Source organism: Mumia sp. zg.B17 (assembly GCF_019550915.1).
Taxonomy (GTDB): domain Bacteria; phylum Actinomycetota; class Actinomycetes; order Propionibacteriales; family Nocardioidaceae; genus Mumia.
Genome location: NZ_JAHWCI010000001.1, coordinates 85,203 through 102,495 on the forward strand (window position 1 = coordinate 85,203; position 17,293 = coordinate 102,495).

General features: G+C 70.1%; 13 protein-coding genes. 11 read left to right on the forward strand and 2 right to left on the reverse strand.

Features of this window, described 5'->3' with window-relative positions; translation table 11 throughout:
• Positions 1-11: 11 nt before the first annotated feature.
• The 10 genes from KV097_RS00465 to KV097_RS00510 all read left to right on the forward strand — a co-directional run bounded on the left by KV097_RS00465 (position 12) and on the right by KV097_RS00510 (position 13,474).
• Entirely contained in the window at positions 12-767 is a 756-nt protein-coding gene (locus KV097_RS00465; RefSeq protein WP_220345493.1) for a hypothetical protein, read from the forward strand.
• On the forward strand, positions 764-2,857 hold the full coding sequence (locus tag KV097_RS00470; protein ID WP_220364787.1) for a YhgE/Pip domain-containing protein: 2,094 nt from the start codon (positions 764-766) through the stop codon (positions 2,855-2,857). The genes KV097_RS00465 and KV097_RS00470 overlap by 4 nt, the downstream gene beginning before the upstream one ends.
• A gap of 170 nt (positions 2,858-3,027) precedes the next feature.
• Positions 3,028-4,881, forward strand: a complete 1,854-nt coding sequence (dnaK, locus tag KV097_RS00475) for a molecular chaperone DnaK (RefSeq protein WP_220345491.1) — start codon at positions 3,028-3,030, stop codon at positions 4,879-4,881.
• Complete coding sequence (grpE, locus tag KV097_RS00480) at positions 4,878-5,471, forward strand: nucleotide exchange factor GrpE (RefSeq protein ID WP_220342321.1); 594 nt, start codon at positions 4,878-4,880, stop codon at positions 5,469-5,471. The genes dnaK and grpE overlap by 4 nt, the downstream gene beginning before the upstream one ends.
• A 31-nt stretch (positions 5,472-5,502) precedes the next feature.
• A complete protein-coding gene (gene dnaJ, locus KV097_RS00485; RefSeq protein WP_220342320.1) occupies positions 5,503-6,645 on the forward strand; it encodes a molecular chaperone DnaJ in 1,143 nt (380 codons plus the stop codon).
• Positions 6,645-7,043: a heat shock protein transcriptional repressor HspR gene (locus KV097_RS00490; RefSeq protein ID WP_220342319.1), complete on the forward strand. Its 399-nt coding sequence runs from the start codon at positions 6,645-6,647 to the stop codon at positions 7,041-7,043. Before dnaJ ends, KV097_RS00490 begins: the two co-directional genes overlap by 1 nt.
• A gap of 81 nt (positions 7,044-7,124) precedes the next feature.
• Entirely contained in the window at positions 7,125-7,547 is a 423-nt protein-coding gene (locus KV097_RS00495) for a hypothetical protein (protein ID WP_220342318.1), read from the forward strand.
• Between the two features lie 6 nt (positions 7,548-7,553).
• Positions 7,554-9,482 carry an acyltransferase family protein gene (locus tag KV097_RS00500; protein ID WP_308289283.1) on the forward strand — a complete coding sequence of 643 codons (1,929 nt, stop codon included), beginning with the start codon at positions 7,554-7,556 and terminating at the stop codon, positions 9,480-9,482.
• Positions 9,483-9,662: 180 nt separating this feature from the next.
• Positions 9,663-12,251 (forward strand): ATP-dependent chaperone ClpB, encoded by a 2,589-nt coding sequence (gene clpB / locus KV097_RS00505; RefSeq protein WP_220342316.1) that lies wholly within the window; start codon positions 9,663-9,665, stop codon positions 12,249-12,251.
• An 89-nt stretch (positions 12,252-12,340) separates the two neighbouring features.
• Complete coding sequence (locus tag KV097_RS00510) at positions 12,341-13,474, forward strand: hypothetical protein (protein ID WP_220364789.1); 1,134 nt, start codon at positions 12,341-12,343, stop codon at positions 13,472-13,474.
• A 6-nt stretch (positions 13,475-13,480) separates the two neighbouring features.
• Here the strand turns inward: KV097_RS00510 and KV097_RS00515 are convergent, their stop codons facing one another.
• Positions 13,481-14,182 (reverse strand): DUF305 domain-containing protein, encoded by a 702-nt coding sequence (locus tag KV097_RS00515; RefSeq protein ID WP_220364790.1) that lies wholly within the window; start codon positions 14,180-14,182, stop codon positions 13,481-13,483.
• A 99-nt stretch (positions 14,183-14,281) separates the two neighbouring features.
• Between KV097_RS00515 and KV097_RS00520 the strand changes: the two genes are divergently transcribed.
• A complete protein-coding gene (locus KV097_RS00520) occupies positions 14,282-15,802 on the forward strand; it encodes an LVIVD repeat-containing protein (RefSeq protein WP_220364791.1) in 1,521 nt (506 codons plus the stop codon).
• A 70-nt stretch (positions 15,803-15,872) separates the two neighbouring features.
• On the opposite strand, the gene lpdA is transcribed toward KV097_RS00520, so the two are convergent.
• Positions 15,873-17,285 (reverse strand): dihydrolipoyl dehydrogenase, encoded by a 1,413-nt coding sequence (gene lpdA, locus KV097_RS00525; RefSeq protein WP_220342312.1) that lies wholly within the window; start codon positions 17,283-17,285, stop codon positions 15,873-15,875.
• Positions 17,286-17,293: the final 8 nt, after the last annotated feature.

The window sequence follows — 17,293 nt, forward strand, 5'->3', positions numbered from 1 at the left end:
TAGGTGCGGACGTGCGTGTCGTACTCGACGACGTCAAGGTGCACGGGCGGCGTGGCCTGCTGCTCGACATCGACCACTTCTCGGTGGACACCGGTGAGTGCGTCCTGATGGCAGGGGAGCCGGGCCAGGGGAACACGGCGATGGCTCTGGTAGCCGCGGGGCGGCTGGCGCCGTTCGAGGGCAAGGCGACGCTCGTCCGCGACGACGGGACGACGACCAACGACAAGGCGGAGCTGCGGAAGCTCGCGGCCGTCGTGGACCTGCCTGCTGTCTCCGAGCCCGACGACGCGGTGCCCGTCGGGACCGTCGCCGCCGAAGGTCTTGCCCTCGCCTGTCGTGGCTCGATGCCCGGCGAACCCACGAAGTGGCTCCGTGCTCACGGCTGGGAGCAGCTCCGGTCGGTCCGGATGGACGCGATCTTAGGAGCCGTGCGTACGGCCCTTCTCAGCGCGCTGGCGGCCGAGCACGAGGATGTCCGGTTCCTCGTGCTCTCGCTCCCGGACCGTCACGGCGGTGAGCCGGTGGACTGGTGGGAGATCGCGCAGTCCTACGCATCCTCCGGGTACGGGGTCCTCGTTCAGTGCGGACGGTCGTCAGCGCGGGACCTCGGCGCCAACCTCCCTGCCGCCCGCGGCGACAGCGCACGTCTGGCGACACCGGTCGAGGCCCTGCGCACCCGCCCGGAACCGGTCGACCCGGAGCGCTCGCCGTCCGACGAGACCGACGATTCCGACTGGCTGTTCGGCGAGAGAGAGAAGGATCAATGATCGCGATCCGGCTGGCCGTCTCGGAGATCCGGCGCATCAGCGCCGGCACGCTGCCCAAGCTGGCGATCCTCGCCATGGTGGTGATCCCTTCGTTGTACGCAGGGCTCTACCTGTTCGCCAACGAGGACCCGTACGGCGAGCTCCACCGCGTACCGGCGGCCCTCGTGGTGCAGGACCGTGGGGCGACGATGACCGACGCGATCAACGGGACGACCGAGAAGGTCGACTACGGGGACCAGGTCGCCGACCGCCTCCTGAGCGGCGACGGTGGATTCGGCTGGGTCGAGACGTCGGAGGGAGAGGCGGAGTCCGGTGTGCGGAACGGACGCTACGACGCCGCGCTCATCATCGGTCCACAGTTCTCCGAGGAGCTGACGTCGTCCGCCCGGTTCGAGCCGGAGCGAGCAGGGCTCACCCTCATCACCAACGACGCCAACAACTACCTCGTCACCCGGGTCGCCGAGACGATCGTGGGAGACGTGCGGGACACGATCGCGACACAGGTGGGCACCTTCGCCGCGGGCACCTTCCTCGACGGGCTCTCCGTGGTGCACACCGATCTGACGAAGGGGGTGGACGGTGCGCAGGAGCTCGTCGCCGGCTCCAGCCGGCTCACCAACGGGACCGTCGAGCTCGTCGACGGGACGGCGACGCTCGCGCGTGGTGCGCAGGAGGCTGCGAACGGGTCCGCCCGGCTCGAGTCGGGTGCCGACGAGCTGGCGAGCGGGACGCGTCGCATCGCCAACGGCGCGAGCACGCTCTCGAACGGGCTCGACGAGCTGAAGCGTCGCACCGGGAGCCTGCCGGCGGACACGCGCAAGCTCGCGCACGGCGCGCAGGAGGTCGCCGACGGGAACGCGAAGGTCGCCGCCGTCGGTGACGACGCGGCCGAGGTGGCGGGAACGGTCGTCGACCAGTTCCGCGCCTCGCGCGCCTCGCTCGACGAAGGCCTCGATGCGCTCGTCGAGCAGGGGAGGATGACCGACGCCGAGAGAGACGCCCTGATGGCGTTGTTCGCCGACGCCGAGGTCCCGGTCGACGCGGTGGCAGCGCAGATCGAGAGCGCCGCAGACCGGCTCGACGCGCTCAGCAGGGGGTCCTCCGAGGTCGCCGCCGGCACCGAGAAGCTCGCGGCCGCTGCCCCGGACCTCACGCAGGGCGTCAGGAGGGCCGCGTCGGGAGGAGCGGAGCTCGCCTCGGGATCGGCACGCGTCGACCGCGGCGCCCAGACGCTGGCGCGTGGTGCCGGCACCCTGGCGGACGGGACGGAGAAGGTGGCGAACGGTGCTGAGCGGCTCGCCACCTCGAGCACCGCGCTGCGCAAGGGCAGCGCGAGGCTCGAGACCGGGACCGGCGAGCTCCGGAACGGGCTGCAGGACGGGCTGCGCAAGGTCCCCGACCTGGACAAGACGACCGCGCGCGATACCGCAGAGACGATCGGTGACCCCGTAGCGGTCAAGGAGGACACCCTCGCGCGTGCGGGGTCGTACGGGGCCGGCCTCGCCCCCTTCTTCCTGCCGCTCGCAGCATGGATCGGGGCGTACGTGCTCTTCCTGCTCGTCCGGCCGTTGTCGTCGCGTGCCCTCGCGGCGAACGGTCCGGCGACCCGGACGGCGCTCGGCGGATGGGCCCCGCCGGCGGTCGTCGGGCTGGTCCAGGTCGCGGTCATGTTCACGATCGTCCGGTTCGCGCTCGACATCGCTCCGGTCTACGAGGTCGCGACGGCCGCTGTGCTCGTGATCGCATCGATGTCCTTCGTCGCGATCCTGCAGGCGCTCAACGCCTGGCTCGGCGAGGTGGGCGAGTTCCTGGGGCTCGTCCTCATGCTCGTCCAGCTCGTCACGGCGGGCGGCACGTTCCCGTGGGAGACGATCCCCGAGCCGCTGCGGTCGCTGCACTGGCTCCTGCCGATGTCCTACGCGGTCAACGGGCTTCGGCAGACCCTCTACGGGGGCGAGGCGTGGATCGTCGTCCGGGACCTCTCGGTGCTGGTCGGCGTGTTCGTCGTGGCGATCATCCTGACCGCGCTGGCCGCGCGACGGCAGAAGGTCTGGACACCGAAGCAGCTGCAGCCCGAGCTCGTCATCTGAGCGCCCACCGCAGGGTCGGTGCCATCTCACCCGTCCGCGCGGTCCGGGATCGGGGCCGCTACGGTGGAATGAAGTCGCGCTCATATAAGTTGATACGATCAGACTCAACTCATTGAACGCAGGCAGTCGGCGGGTCACAAGCCCGCCCCGCGAACCCTCAGGAGGAACACATGGCCCGTGCGGTCGGAATCGATCTCGGCACGACCAACTCTGTCGTCGCCGTGCTGGAAGGTGGAGAACCCACCGTCATCGCGAACGCCGAGGGTGCACGCACGACCCCGTCCGTGGTCGCCTTCGCCAAGAACGGCGAGGTGCTGACCGGTGAGGTCGCCAAGCGCCAGGGCGTCACCAACGTCGACCGGACGATCCGGTCCGTCAAGCGCCACATGGGCACCGACTGGTCGGTCAAGATCGACGACAAGTCCTTCACGCCCCAGCAGATCTCCGCGTTCGTGCTGCAGAAGCTCAAGCGCGATGCCGAGGCCTACCTGGGCGAGCCGGTCACCGACGCGGTGATCACCGTCCCGGCGTACTTCAACGACGCCCAGCGTCAGGCCACCAAGGAGGCGGGCGAGATCGCCGGCCTCACGGTGAGCCGGATCATCAACGAGCCGACTGCCGCCGCGCTGGCGTACGGGCTCGACAAGGGTGACGACCAGACCATCCTCGTCTTCGACCTCGGTGGCGGGACGTTCGACGTGTCCCTGCTCGAGATCGGTGACGGCGTCATCGAGGTCAAGGCGACCAGCGGTGACAACCACCTCGGCGGCGACGACTGGGACCAGAAGATCGTCGACTGGATCGTCGACCGGTTCAAGTCCAGCACCGGCCTCGACCTCACCAAGGACAAGATGGCGATGCCGCGTGTCCGTGAGGCCGCCGAGCGCGCCAAGATCGAGCTCTCGAGCTCGCAGTCGACGTCGATCAACCTGCCGTACATCACCGTCGACGCCGAGAAGAACCCCGTGTTCCTCGACGAGACGCTGACCCGTGCGGAGTTCCAGAAGATCACCGCCGACCTGCTCCAGCGCACCCGTGCGCCCTTCGAGCACGTCATCAAGGACGCGAGCATCAAGGTCGCTGACATCGACCACGTCGTCCTCGTCGGCGGCTCCACCCGCATGCCGGCCGTCTCCGACCTGGTGCGCGAGCTGCTCGGCGGCAAGGAGCCCAACAAGGGCGTCAACCCTGACGAGGTCGTCGCTGTGGGCGCGAGCCTGCAGGCCGGTGTCCTCAAGGGCGAGGTCAAGGACGTGCTGCTCCTGGACGTCACTCCGCTCAGCCTCGGCATCGAGACCAAGGGCGGCGTGATGACCAAGCTCATCGAGCGCAACACCACGATCCCGACCCGGCGCTCGGAGGTCTTCACGACAGCCGACGACAACCAGCCGTCGGTCGCGATCCAGGTCTACCAGGGCGAGCGCGAGATCGCGGCGCACAACCAGATGCTCGGCACGTTCGAGCTGACGGGCATCGCGCCGGCTCCGCGTGGCGTGCCGCAGATCGAGGTCACCTTCGACATCGACGCCAACGGCATCGTCAACGTCTCCGCCAAGGACCGTGGCACCGGCAAGGAGCAGTCGATGACCATCACCGGCGGGTCCGCCCTCTCCAAGGAGGACATCGACCGGATGGTGCGCGACGCCGAGAAGTACGCCGAGGAGGACCGCAAGGCCCGCGAGGCCGTCGAGGTCCGCAACCAGGGCGAGACGCTCGTGCACTCGACCACGACGTTCCTCTCCGAGAACGGCGACAAGGTCTCCGACGACGTGAAGTCCGAGGTCCAGGCCGACGTCGACGCGCTCAAGGAGTCGCTCAACGGCGACGACATCGACGCCATCAAGGCCGCCATCGCCAAGCTGGGTGAGTCGAGCCAGAAGATGGGCACGGCGATGTACGAGGCCGCGGCCGCCCAGGCCAACGCGGCCGGCTCGGGCGAGGGTCAGGCCCAGGCCCAGGCCCAGGCCGAGGACGACGACGTCGTCGAGGCCGAGATCGTCGACGACGAGGGTGAGAACAAGTGACGAACGAGTTCGAGGAGACCGTGGAGCCGGAGCAGGAGACCCCTGCTCCGGCCCCCGGGCCCGCGGACGCGCAGCCGGAGGTGGCCGGCGCAAGCCGGGAGGGTGGCGAGGACGACCTCGCCCGTCAGCTCGCCGAGCGCACGGCCGATCTCCAGCGTCTGCAGGCCGAGTACGTCAACTACAAGCGGCGGGTCGACCGTGACCGTGAGGCGCAGAGACTGAACGCCACCGCGGCGGTCCTCGTCTCGTTCCTCCCGGTCCTCGACGACATCGGGCGTGCCCGTGACCACGGCGAGCTCGAGGGCGGCTTCAAGGCCGTCGCCGACTCGTTGGTCCAGGCCACCAGCGCTCATGGGCTGGAGCCGTTCGGAGCGCCCGGAGACGTGTTCGACCCGATGCTCCACGAGGCGCTCATGCACCGTCTCGACGCCGACGCTCCCGAGGGGGAGCCGACCGTCGACGCGATCATGCAGGTGGGCTACCGGATCGGTGACAAGGTCCTCCGGCCGGCGCGGGTCTCCGTGGTCGAGCACGACGACACCCCGGTGGCCGAGGCCGACGAGGACGCGTCGCAGCCGGCGACCGAGTGATCCGTACGACGAGGTGTGAGGAGGTGGTCTCGTGAACAACGAGTGGTTCGAGAAGGACTTCTACAAGGTCCTGGGAGTCTCGAAGGACGCGAGCGCGTCCGACATCAAGAAGGCGTACCGCAAGCTCGCACGGGACCACCACCCCGACGCCAAGCCCGGTGACAAGGCTGCCGAGGAGAAGTTCAAGGAGATCTCCGAGGCGTACGGCGTGCTCTCCAACGCGGACAAGCGCAAGGAGTACGACGAGCAGCGGGCGATGTTCTCCTCCGGGGTCGGCGGCTTCGGTCGTGCGGGCTCGGAAGGTGGGTTCGGCTATCCCGGCGGTACGACGACGACCGGCGGGTTCGACTTCTCGGACCTGCTGGGCGGGATGTTCGGCGGGGGTGGGACCACCCGCACCCGGTCGGCGCCGGCCCGTCGCGGGGCCGACGTCGAGACCGAGGCGACGCTGTCGTTCGACGACGCGATCGCCGGCGTCACCGTGCCGCTGCGGACGACCAGCGACGAGCCCTGCCCCACGTGTCGTGGCACCGGCGCCAAGGCCGGCACCGTGCCCCGGGTCTGTCCCCGCTGCGAGGGCAGCGGGATGCAGACCAGCGCCTCGGGTGGCCTGTTCGCGATGACCGAGCCGTGCGACGTCTGCCGCGGACGCGGCCTCGTGGTCGAGGATCCGTGCGAGACCTGCCACGGGTCGGGCCGTGCGGCGTCGACACGCACGATGCAGGTCCGCATCCCCGCGGGGGTCAAGGACGGGCAGCGCATCCGACTCAAGGGCAAGGGCGCGAAGGGCGAGAACGGCGGCCCCTCCGGCGACCTCTACGTCTCGGTCCACGTCAAGCCCCACCGTCTGTTCGGCCGCAAGGGCGACAACCTCACCATCACCGTGCCGGTGGCGTTCGACGAGGCCGTGCTGGGTGCCGAGATCGCCGTCCCGACGCTCGGCGGAGCGCCGGTCCGCATCAAGGTGCCGGCGGGGACCCCGAACGGCCGCACGTTCCGTGCGCGTGGCAAGGGCGCTCCTCGCAAGGACGGCACCAAGGCCGACCTGCTGGTGACGGTGGAGGTTCAGGTGCCGTCGTCCCTGACCGACGATGCTCGGACCGCGGTCGAGTCGTTGCGCAACGCTCGTGAAGGAGACGACCCCCGCGCGCAGCTCTTCTCCGGAGGTGTCTGATGAGCCGTTCCCAGGGTGACTTCGTCCCGCCCGGCCCGGAGGCCAAGGTCTTCGTGATCAGCGTGGCGGCGGAGCTCTCGGGGCTCCACCCGCAGACCCTGCGGGCGTACGACCGGCTCGGGCTGGTGAGGCCCGCCCGGACCGGTGGTGGCGGGCGGCGCTACTCGCTGCGCGACATCGAGCTCCTCCGCTCGGTCGCGCGGCTCACGGCCGAGGGTCTCGGGCTCGAGGGCGTCAAGCGCGTCCTCGAGCTCGAGAACCAGGTGCTCGCCCTGCAGGCTCGGGTCGTCGAGCTCGAGACCGAGCTGGAGGAGCGCGACTCCGACGCTCCGCGGGTACGCAATCTTCCTGTGCGCTTCGACGCCCAGCCGTTCCTCATCCGCCGTACGCGACGCTGAGCGACGTCCGGTGCGGACCGGGTTGGACGGTCCCGGACGTGCCTCCCTGGTGAGGGCCGCCGATCGTGGTGTCATGGCGCTATGCGCCGGTCTCAGCCCTTCCTCGTCGCCGCTGCCCTGGCAGCGGTCGCCTGCCTGCCAGGGTGCTCGGGCGGCGGGGCGCAGCCTGTCGCTGCGGACCCGTCCGCCACGGCGTCCTCGTCGGCTCCGACGCCCGCTTCCAAGACGCGGGCAGCCCCCGAGGACCTCCTGTCGCTGCGGTGCGTGGCGACCGCCGACCCGAAGGTGTGGACAGCGCAGGGCGTCATCGTCAACTCGGCGAGCACGGCCGACTACCGGCTGACCGTGATCGTCGCCTCGCCCGGTTCGACCCGGGCGGCGGCGCGGCGGATCGTCATCCCCAAGGTCTCGACCGGGGTGGACACCCCGTTCACCGTCGACCGGCTCCCGGTGAACCCCGGCTCCGCGCCCTCGTGCCGCGTCCAGCTGGTGAGGTTGGGCTGAGGCGAGGTGCTGCATCTCGGGGGTAGGGAAGCGTCACGTCCGCTCGAGCGAGCGAGCGAGGGCTTACGGCGCCCGGAGGCCGCCGGGCGCCGGACCGGGACGAGCGGCCGCAACCTCCCGCGCCGGCCCACGGCGCGCCGGCCGACGGCGCCCGGCCTCGACGGTCTCCGGGCGGTGGCCGTCGTCCTCGTGGTCGCCTATCACGTCGCGCCCTCGCAGATGCCCGGCGGGTACGTCGGGGTCGACGTGTTCTTCGTCCTCAGCGGGTTCCTCATCACGGCCGTGCTGCTCGAGGACGCCGACCGCACCCGCAGGTTCGACCTGCCGTCGTTCTGGGTCCGGCGCGTCCGCCGGCTCGTCCCTGCAGCCACCGTGATGATCGTGGTCGTCGCCGCGCTGACGGTGCTGGTCGGCCGTGACACCGCAGCCGGTCTGAGGTGGCAGGTGCTCGGCGGCCTGACCTGGTCCTCGAACTGGTTCCAGGTCGCGCAGGGGCAGGCGTACGCGGAGCGGGGAGAGCCTCCCGTGCTCAACCACCTGTGGTCGCTCGGGATCGAGGAGCAGTTCTACGTCGTGTGGCCCGTCGTGCTGGCGCTCGGCATCCTCGTCCTCTCGCGGGCCCGGTTCGTCCGTGCGGCGACGATCCTCGCGGTGGCGTCGGCGGTGTGGATGGCCGTCCTCTACACCCCCGACGACCCGACCCGGGCCTACGTCGGGACCGACACCCACGTCTTCGGTCTGCTCGTCGGCGCGGCGCTCGCACTGAGCCGGGCGCCGCACCTGCTGCGGTCCGACCGGGCCTCGGCGACGTTCGAGAGCCGGCTAGGGATCACGGCCTGCGGCGTGTTCGGCCTCGCCATCCTGCTGGCCTACGCGGGGACGGTGTCGTGGTCGAGCGCGGTCCCCTACACCGGTGGCCTGCTCGTCGTCAGCGTGGCGAGCGCCGCGCTGGTGCTGTCCGCGGTCAACCGGACCCCGCTCGCCAGTGCGCTGGCTGTCGCGCCGTTGCGTTGGCTCGGCGCCCGGTCGTACGGGATCTATCTCTGGCACTGGCCGCTGATCGTGCTCGCCACCCGGGTCGCTCCTCCGGAGTGGTCGCCCTTGGCGGGTGGGCTCGCCGCGCTGGTCGCGGTGGGCGTCGCCGCCGTGTCGTACCGGTTCGTCGAGATGCCCATGCGCAGCGACGGCATCGCGTTCACGCTGCGGCGGTGGGCTGCGCCCGCCTACCGCCTTGCGGAGGACCGGCGCCGGCCGCGGCGCCGCTGGGTGCTCGTGACGGCGACGGCTGGCGTCGTCGTCGCGGTCGCTGCCGGCGCGGTCGCCACCGCGCCGGACCGGAGCCCGCTGCAGGCCAGCCTCTCGACGGGAGAGCGGGTTCTCGCCGAGGCGCCGCGGCCCGCGGCGGAGAAGCCCTCACGGACGAAGCCCTCCGCCCCTGCCGCGACGTGCCGGACGGTGGGCAGGTCCGTACGGGTCAGTGCGTTCGGCGACTCGGTCCTCGTCGCCGCCGCGCCGCAGCTGGTGTCGGCGATGCCGAAGCTCGACGCGACGGCGAAGGTCGGCTGGCAGTACGACGACGTCGCTGCTGCCGTACGCCGGGCCGCGGCACGCGGCGTCCTGGGGCCGGTCGTCGTGATCGGGACGGGCACCAACGGGTTCGTCGACCGCCGCGACCTCGACCGCCTGGTCACGCGACGGCTGGCCGGGCGCCAGGTCATCCTGGTGGCTCCGTACGTGCCCGGGCGCCCGTGGCAGCGCAGCGCGCTCTCGGCGGTGCGCCGTGTGGCCGCCGACCATCGGTCCGTGAGGCTCGCGGACTGGCACGGAGCCGTCGCGGGGCGTTATTCGCTCCTCGCCTCGGACCGGGTGCATCCCAACGCGCGAGGCGCCAAGGTCTACACCCGCACCGTGCGTGAGGCCCTCGGCGGCTGCTGAGCCCGCCCCGTCCGCGTTGTGAAGGGTTGCGGTCGCTCTGCGCGCCCAGAACCGACCGCAACCCTTCATCACGCGGACGCGGGCAGGGCATGTTAGAAAGGGACAGAGTTGAGTGGAATCGACTCAACTCTCGACGCGTTGAACCTGGTAACCGTTGAACTGACAGACCAGAGGACCCACATGGACGCTTCCAAGCTCACGACCCGCAGCCAGCAGGCGCTCGCCGCGGCGATCCAGGCTGCGGCCGCCGCCGGCAACCCGGCGGTCGACCCGCTGCACCTGCTCGACGCGCTGCTCGACGCCGACGGCGGCACCGCCGTGCCGCTGCTCCAGGCTGCGGGAGCCGATCCTGCCGTCGCGCGGGCCCGGACCGACGAGGCCGTCAAGACGCTGCCGTCGGCTGCAGGCCAGAGCGTGGCCTCCCCCGGATATGCCCGCGCCACCCTCGAGGTGCTGCAGCGGGCCCAGGACCTCGCCAGCGAGCTCGGTGACGAGTACGTCTCGACGGAGCATCTGATGGTCGGCCTCGCGACCGTCCAGTCGAAGGCCCGCGAGATCCTCGACGGTGTCGGGGCGACCGCCGACGCGCTGCGCGGCGCGTTCCAGACCGTACGAGGCTCCGCGCGGGTGACGAGCCAGGACGCCGAGGACACCTACCAGGCGCTGGAGAAGTACGGCGTCGACCTCACCGCTGCGGCGCGTGAGGGCAAGCTCGACCCCGTCATCGGCCGCGACGCCGAGATCCGGCGCACTGTCCAGGTGCTCACGCGGCGCACCAAGAACAACCCGGTCCTCATCGGCGAGCCCGGCGTCGGCAAGACCGCCGTCGTCGAGGGCCTCGCCCAGCGCATCGTCGCCGGCGACGTCCCGAGCTCGCTTCAGGGACGGCGGCTGGTGTCGCTCGACCTGGGCGCGATGGTCGCCGGCGCGAAGTACCGCGGCGAGTTCGAGGAGCGGCTGAAGGCCGTCTTGCAGGAGATCAAGGACTCCGATGGACAGATCATCACCTTCATCGACGAGCTCCACACCGTCGTCGGTGCCGGCGCGACCGGTGACTCCTCCATGGACGCCGGCAACATGCTCAAGCCGATGCTGGCCCGCGGCGAGCTGCGTCTGGTCGGTGCCACCACCCTCGACGAGTACCGCGAGAACATCGAGAAGGACCCCGCGCTGGAGCGCCGCTTCCAGCCCGTGCTGGTCGACGAGCCGAGTGTCGAGGACACGATCGCGATCCTGCGGGGTCTCAAGGAGACCTACGAGGCGCACCACAAGGTCGAGATCTCCGACGCGGCACTCGTCGCGGCGGCCGCGCTGTCCGACCGCTACATCTCCGGGCGGCAGCTGCCCGACAAGGCGATCGACCTCGTCGACGAGGCCAGCAGCCGGCTGCGGATGGAGATCGACTCCAACCCCGTCGAGATCGACACGCTGCGGCGTTCGGTCGACCGGATGAAGATGGAGGAGCTGCACCTCGCGAAGGAGACCGACGAGGGAAGCCGCGAGCGGCTCGAGAAGCTTCGTGCCGACCTCGCCGACTCCGAGGAGCAGCTGCGGGCGCTCGAGGCCCGGTGGGAGCGTGAGCGCTCGGGTCTCAACGAGGTCGGTGAGATCAAGAAGCAGATCGACGAGAAGCGGCGCGAGGCCGAGCGCGCGCAGAACGCCGGCGACCTCGAGACCGCCGCGCGGCTGAACTACGGCGAGATCCCCGGCCTGGAGAGGCAGCTCGAGGAGGCCGTGGCTGACGAGGAGGCCGAGCCCGAGGACAAGATGGTCAACGACGAGGTCGGCCCCGACGAGATCGCCGAGGTCATCGCGTCGTGGACCGGGATCCCGACGGGCCGCCTGCTCGAGGGGGAGACCGGCAAGCTGCTCCGTATGGAGGAGGAGCTCGGTCACCGGCTGATCGGCCAGTCCGATGCGGTCAAGGCTGTCTCCGACGCCGTGCGCCGTTCACGCGCTGGCATCGCCGATCCGAACCGGCCCACCGGCTCGTTCCTGTTCCTCGGCCCGACCGGCGTCGGCAAGACGGAGCTTGCCAAGGCGCTGGCGGAGTTCTTGTTCGACGACGAGCGGGCGATGGTCCGCATCGACATGAGCGAGTACTCCGAGAAGCACTCGGTCTCGCGTCTGGTCGGTGCGCCTCCGGGCTACGTCGGCTACGACGAGGGCGGTCAGCTGACCGAGGCTGTGCGTCGGCGCCCGTACTCGGTCGTGCTGCTGGACGAGGTCGAGAAGGCTCACCCGGAGGTCTTCGACATCCTGCTCCAGGTGCTCGACGACGGGCGTCTGACCGACGGGCAGGGTCGTACGGTCGACTTCCGCAACGTGATCCTGATCCTCACGTCGAACCTCGGCTCGGTCTACCTGGCAGACCCGGCGCTCGACGAGGCCGCCAAGCGGGACAAGGTCATGGAGATCGTACGAGCGTCGTTCCGTCCGGAGTTCCTCAACCGCCTCGACGAGGTCGTCATGTTCGACGCGCTGTCGGTCGAGGACCTCACGCGGATCGTCGACCTGCAGGTCGAGGCCCTCGCGAAGCGGCTGGAGACCCGGCGGATTCGGCTCACGGTGACCGACGCGGCCAAGGAGTGGCTGGCACTCACCGGGTTCGACCCGACCTACGGCGCTCGTCCGCTTCGTCGCCTGATCCAGCAGGCGATCGGGGACACGCTCGCACGGGAGCTGCTCGCGGGCGATGTCCGCGACGGGGACGAGGTCGTGGTCGACCTCGACCCGTCGCGCGAGGGCCTGCGCGTCGCGGCGGCCTGACACGCCGAGTGAGCCCGCCGTCACCGCCTCAGGTGACGGCGGGCTCACCGCCTGCTGGTGCGCTGACGGCCGCGTGATGGGATAGCCCCATGGCCAACGCGACGACAGCACGTCCCCAGAAGGTGACGATGGCCTGCCTGGCGGCGGGTGTCGCCTCCGCGATCGTGCTGGTCAGCATCGTGTCGACGTTGTCGAACTGGGGCTCGATCGAGGTCCGCGAGCAGATCGAGGACGCGCTCGCGGCAGGACCGGCCGACGGTGCGATCTCGGTCGACCAGGCGCTCGGATGGCTGCGCGGCGTGCTCATGGGCGCCGGAGCGCTGTCCGCGGCGGCGATCGTCTTGGCGATCTGGACGGCCAAGCGTCACCGCGGTGCGCGGATCGGTCTGACCGTCCTCGCCGTGCTCTCGAGCCTCGCCTTCCTCGTCGCCGGGGCAGCGGGCATCGTCCCGGCGCTCCTCGGGGTGATGGTGGTCGTGTTCCTGTGGGGCAGAGAGAGTCGTGCCTGGTTCGCCGGAGAGGCTCCCGCCGAGACCACGTCGCAGCAACATCGGCCTGTGGACCCTCCGGGCCCTCCGACGCCTGTGCTGCCCACGTCGCAGACCCAGGCGCCGCCGCCCTCCGTGCGCGCGCCCGACCCGGCGGCGTCGGGCGGTCAGCCGGCACCTGCTGCGCGTCCGTACGCGTCTGGTCCCGAGGCGGTCTCGCAGCCGTTCTCGCCGCAGTCGTCGCAGTACGGACCGGGCGCCAACCCTGCGCCGTACGGTCGGATGCCGGTCCCGGGTCGACCGCGCCCGCTGGTGACGGCCGTGGTCGTCGCCGCGGCACTGTCTGGTGTGGCTGCCGCGGTGTTCGGCCTCAACGTCCTGCTCTATCTCGCGTCGCCGGGGCAGTACGCCGACCTCATCGCCGAGCAGCCCATGATCGCCGACTCCGACATCCTCGGCCAGCTCGGCATGACGGCCGCCGAGCTGGCCCGGACGATGTTCTGGCTCTCCCTCGCTCTGGCGCTCCTCGCGGTCGCCGGAGCGGTGTCCGCACTGGCGATGCTGTCGCGCAGCCCCGCCACGCGGATCGTCTTCACCGTGGTCGCCGCCCTCGGCATGGTCGCGTCCGTGCTGACCGCGCCGTTGGGGCTCGTGTGGCTGCTGGCCGAGGTCGCCTGCGTCGTCCTGGTCTGGCGCCGCGAGGTGTCGGACTGGTTTCGGGCGGCCCGTCGCTAGCCGGCGTCAGGCGACCTGGTCGAGCAGCACCTGCATCCGTGCGATCTCCGCGCCCTGCCCTGACGCGACATCGGCGGCGATCTCGCTGACGACCAGGTCGGATCCCTCGGCCTGGGCCGTCTCGGCCATCGCCACCGCGCCCGAGTGGTGCTCGATCATGCCGCGCAGGAAGAGCTGGTCGAACGCGTTGCCGTCGGCGCCTGCCAAGGCCTTCATCTCGTCGTCGGTCAGCATCCCGTAGGCCATGTCGGGAGCCTGGGTCGTCGGTCCGTGGTCACCGTGGCCTCCGTGGCCCTCGGCACCCTCGGGCACCGGAAGTCCTCGAGCCTCCAGCCACGCCACCATCGCATGGATCTCCGGGCCCTGGGACGCCGAGATGCGGTCGGAGAGGCTGCGCACGCTCGCGTGCTCCGCCCGGGTCTTCGCCAGCTCGGTCATCTCCAGTGCCTGGAGGTGGTGGGTGATCATCATCGTGATGAAGTCGACGTCCGCCTCGTTCTGCTTCGCGGCCTTCGGGTAGTCCTCGGGGGCGACGGAGGCGTTGGGCTCGCCAGGGCGACCCGGCTGCAGCACGGTGCCCTGGGCCGGCGGTGGGCTCGTCTCCTGGCCTCCCGCCTCGCCGTCCTCCGAGCAGGCGGTGAGCGCTCCAGCGGTCAGGACGAGACCGACGAGCGTGAGAGCGACCGGGCGGCGTGAGCGTGAGGTCAACGGACGAACGTCCCTTCGGAAGTGGTGATGTCTGAAGCGTTGCGGAATTCTGCTAATGGCGCAATGCTGCTGGGAACCTCACGAGAAGGGGTTCTCACCATGAACCCATTGAAACGATCACGTCTCACCCGCGCAATTACCGTCTCCGCGGGCGCAAGCGCGCTCGTCCTCGCCTCCCTCGCTGGTGCCGGCCCTTCGGCCGGCGTCCCCGACGACGGCAGCTCGCCGGCTCCCGTGGCCGCCCAGCGGCTGGCCGCCGTCGACGACAGCTCCACCGAGCTCGGCGTCGGCGAGACCGCCTCCAGCCCCAACATGAGGCTGCTCGCGAACATCCCCAAGAACGGGGCCTTCGCGCCGGAGGAAGCCTTCCAGACCGACCTGGCGTTCCAGGGCAACTACGCCTTCGCCGGCAACTACAACGGCTTCACGGTCTATGACATCAAGAAGGGCAGCAGGCCCAAGCAGGTCACCCAGGTGCTCTGCCCCGGCTCCCAGAACGACATCTCGGTGAGCGGCAACCTGCTGATCCTCAGCACCGACTCCAGCCGCAGCAACGACTCGTGCGACAACACGACCCAGCCCGCGACGGTGAAGGAGTCGTGGGAGGGCCTGAAGATCTTCGACATCAGCCGGCCCACGGCCCCGAAGTACGTCGCTTCGGTCGAGACCAAGTGTGGTTCTCACACGCACACGCTGGCGCCGTCGAAGAACAAGAGGGACCTCTTCGTCTACGTCTCGTCCTACTCGCCAAACGTGGCGTTCCCCGACTGCCAGCCGCCCCACGACCTGGTCTCGGTCGTCAAGATCCCGGTGAAGAACCCGGCCGCCGCGGCGGTCGTGTCCGAGCCGGTCGTCTTCCCTGACGGCGGCAACCCGCCGGGCAACTACTCGTCGACCACGTCGGGCTGCCACGACATCACGGCATACCCGTCGAAGGACATCGCCGCAGGCGCCTGCATGGGTGACGGCGTCCTCTTCGACATCAAGGACCGTGCGAACCCGAAGGTGATCGAGCAGGTCCGCGACACCACCAACTTCGCGTTCTGGCACTCGGCGACGTTCAACAACGAGGGCAGCAAGGTCGTCTTCACCGACGAGCTCGGCGGCGGTGGCGGCCCGACCTGCAACCCGACCGTCGGCCAGACCAAGGGCGCGGACGCGATCTACGACATCGAGCGCGGCAACCAGCTGGTGTTCAAGAGCTACTTCAAGATCCCGCGGACCCAGGCCAACACCGAGAACTGCGTGGCGCACAACGGGTCCCTGATCCCGATCAAGGGCAAGGACATCATGGTCCAGGCCTGGTACCAGGGCGGCATCTCGGTGTGGGACTTCACCGACTCGGCCAACCCGAAGGAGCTGGCGTGGTTCGACCGCGGCCCGCTCTCCGCTGATCGTCTGATCCTTGGTGGATCGTGGTCGGCGTACTACTACAACGGCTACATCTACTCCAGCGACATCCAGAAGGGCTTCGACGTCTTCCAGGTGAAGGATCGTCGCCTGGCGGGTGCCAAGGGCTACAAGTACGACGAGTTCAACCCGCAGTCGCAGCCTTCGTACTCGCGAGGCCACGGCAACGGGCACGGCAACGGGCACGGCCACGGCCACGGCAAGCACTGACAGCTCGGTCTGAACGCCGAAGCCCCCTCCCGCACCAGCGGGAGGGGGCTTCGGCGCTCTGGCGTCGAGGTCAGAGGTTGATCATGTGCCCCGCTGCGCCGTGGACGGCCTCCTGCACCGCCTCGGACAGCGTGGGGTGGGCGTGGACGTTGCGTGCCACCTCGTCCGCGGTCAGGTCCCAGCGCTGGGCCAGCGTCAGCTCGCCCAGCATCTCCGTGACCTCAGGGCCGACGAGGTGTGCCCCGAGCAGCTCCTTGTAGGTCGTGTCGGTCACCAGCTTCACGAAGCCCGCCGTGTCGGCCAGGCCGGGCGCCTTCCCGTTGGCGGTGAACGGGAACTTGTCGACCTTGACGTCGAAGCCGAGCTCCTTGGCCTGGGCCTCGGTGTAGCCGAACGACGCGATCTGCGGGTGGCAGAACGTCGCGCGCGGCATCATCGCGTAGTCGAGCGGGAACGTCTCGACGCCGCCGATCGTCTCCGCCGCCACGATGCCCTGGGCCTCGGCGACGTGGGCCAGCATCAGCTTGGCGGTGACGTCGCCGATCGCGTAGATGCCGTCGACGTTCGTCCGCATGTAGTCGTCGATCTCGATCGCGCCACGGTCGGAGACCTTGACGCCGGCCTTGTCGAGGCCGATGCCCTCGCTGCGGGGGGCGAAGCCGATGGCCTGGAGGACCTTGTCGGCCTCGAGGACCTCCTCCTTGGCGTTGCCCTCGGGGTTGCGGGTGACGGTCACCTTGACCTTGTCGCCCGAGTCGTCGATCGCGTCGACGCGGGTGGAGGTGAGGATCTCGATCCCGAGCTTCTTGTAGCCGCGGGCGAGCTCCTTGGACACGTCGGCGTCCTCGTTGGGGACGGCCCGGTCGAGGAACTCGACGATCGTCACCTTCACGCCGTACGAGTTGAGGACGTACGCGAACTCGACACCGATCGCGCCGGCACCGGCGATGATGATCGATCCCGGCAGGTCGTCGGCCAGGATCTGCTCCTCGTACGTCACCACGCGCTCGGAGAGCTGGGTGCCGGGGAGCAGGCGGGTCGTCGAGCCGGTGGCGATGATGCACGCGTCGAAGGTGACCTCCTGCGAGCCACCGTCGTTGAGCGCCACCTCGATCGCCTTGGGGCCGGTGAAGGTGCCCGTGCCGTGGATCTCGGCGATCTTGTTCTTCTTCATGAGGAAGTGGACGCCCTTGACGCGCCCGTCGGCGACCTCGCGGCTGCGGGAGTACGCCTTGCCGTAGTCGAGCGTGACGTCACCGACGCCGATACCGAAGACGGACTCGGCCTCGTGCTGGATGATGTGCGCGAGCTCGGCGTTGCGCAGGAGGGACTTGCTGGGGATGCACCCGACGTTGAGGCAGACACCTCCCCAGTACTTGGGTTCGATGACAGCCACGGACTTGCCGAGCTGTGCGGCGCGGATCGCGGCGACGTAACCGCCCGGTCCGGCGCCGAGGACGACGACGTCGTAGTGATCACTCATGTGCCAAT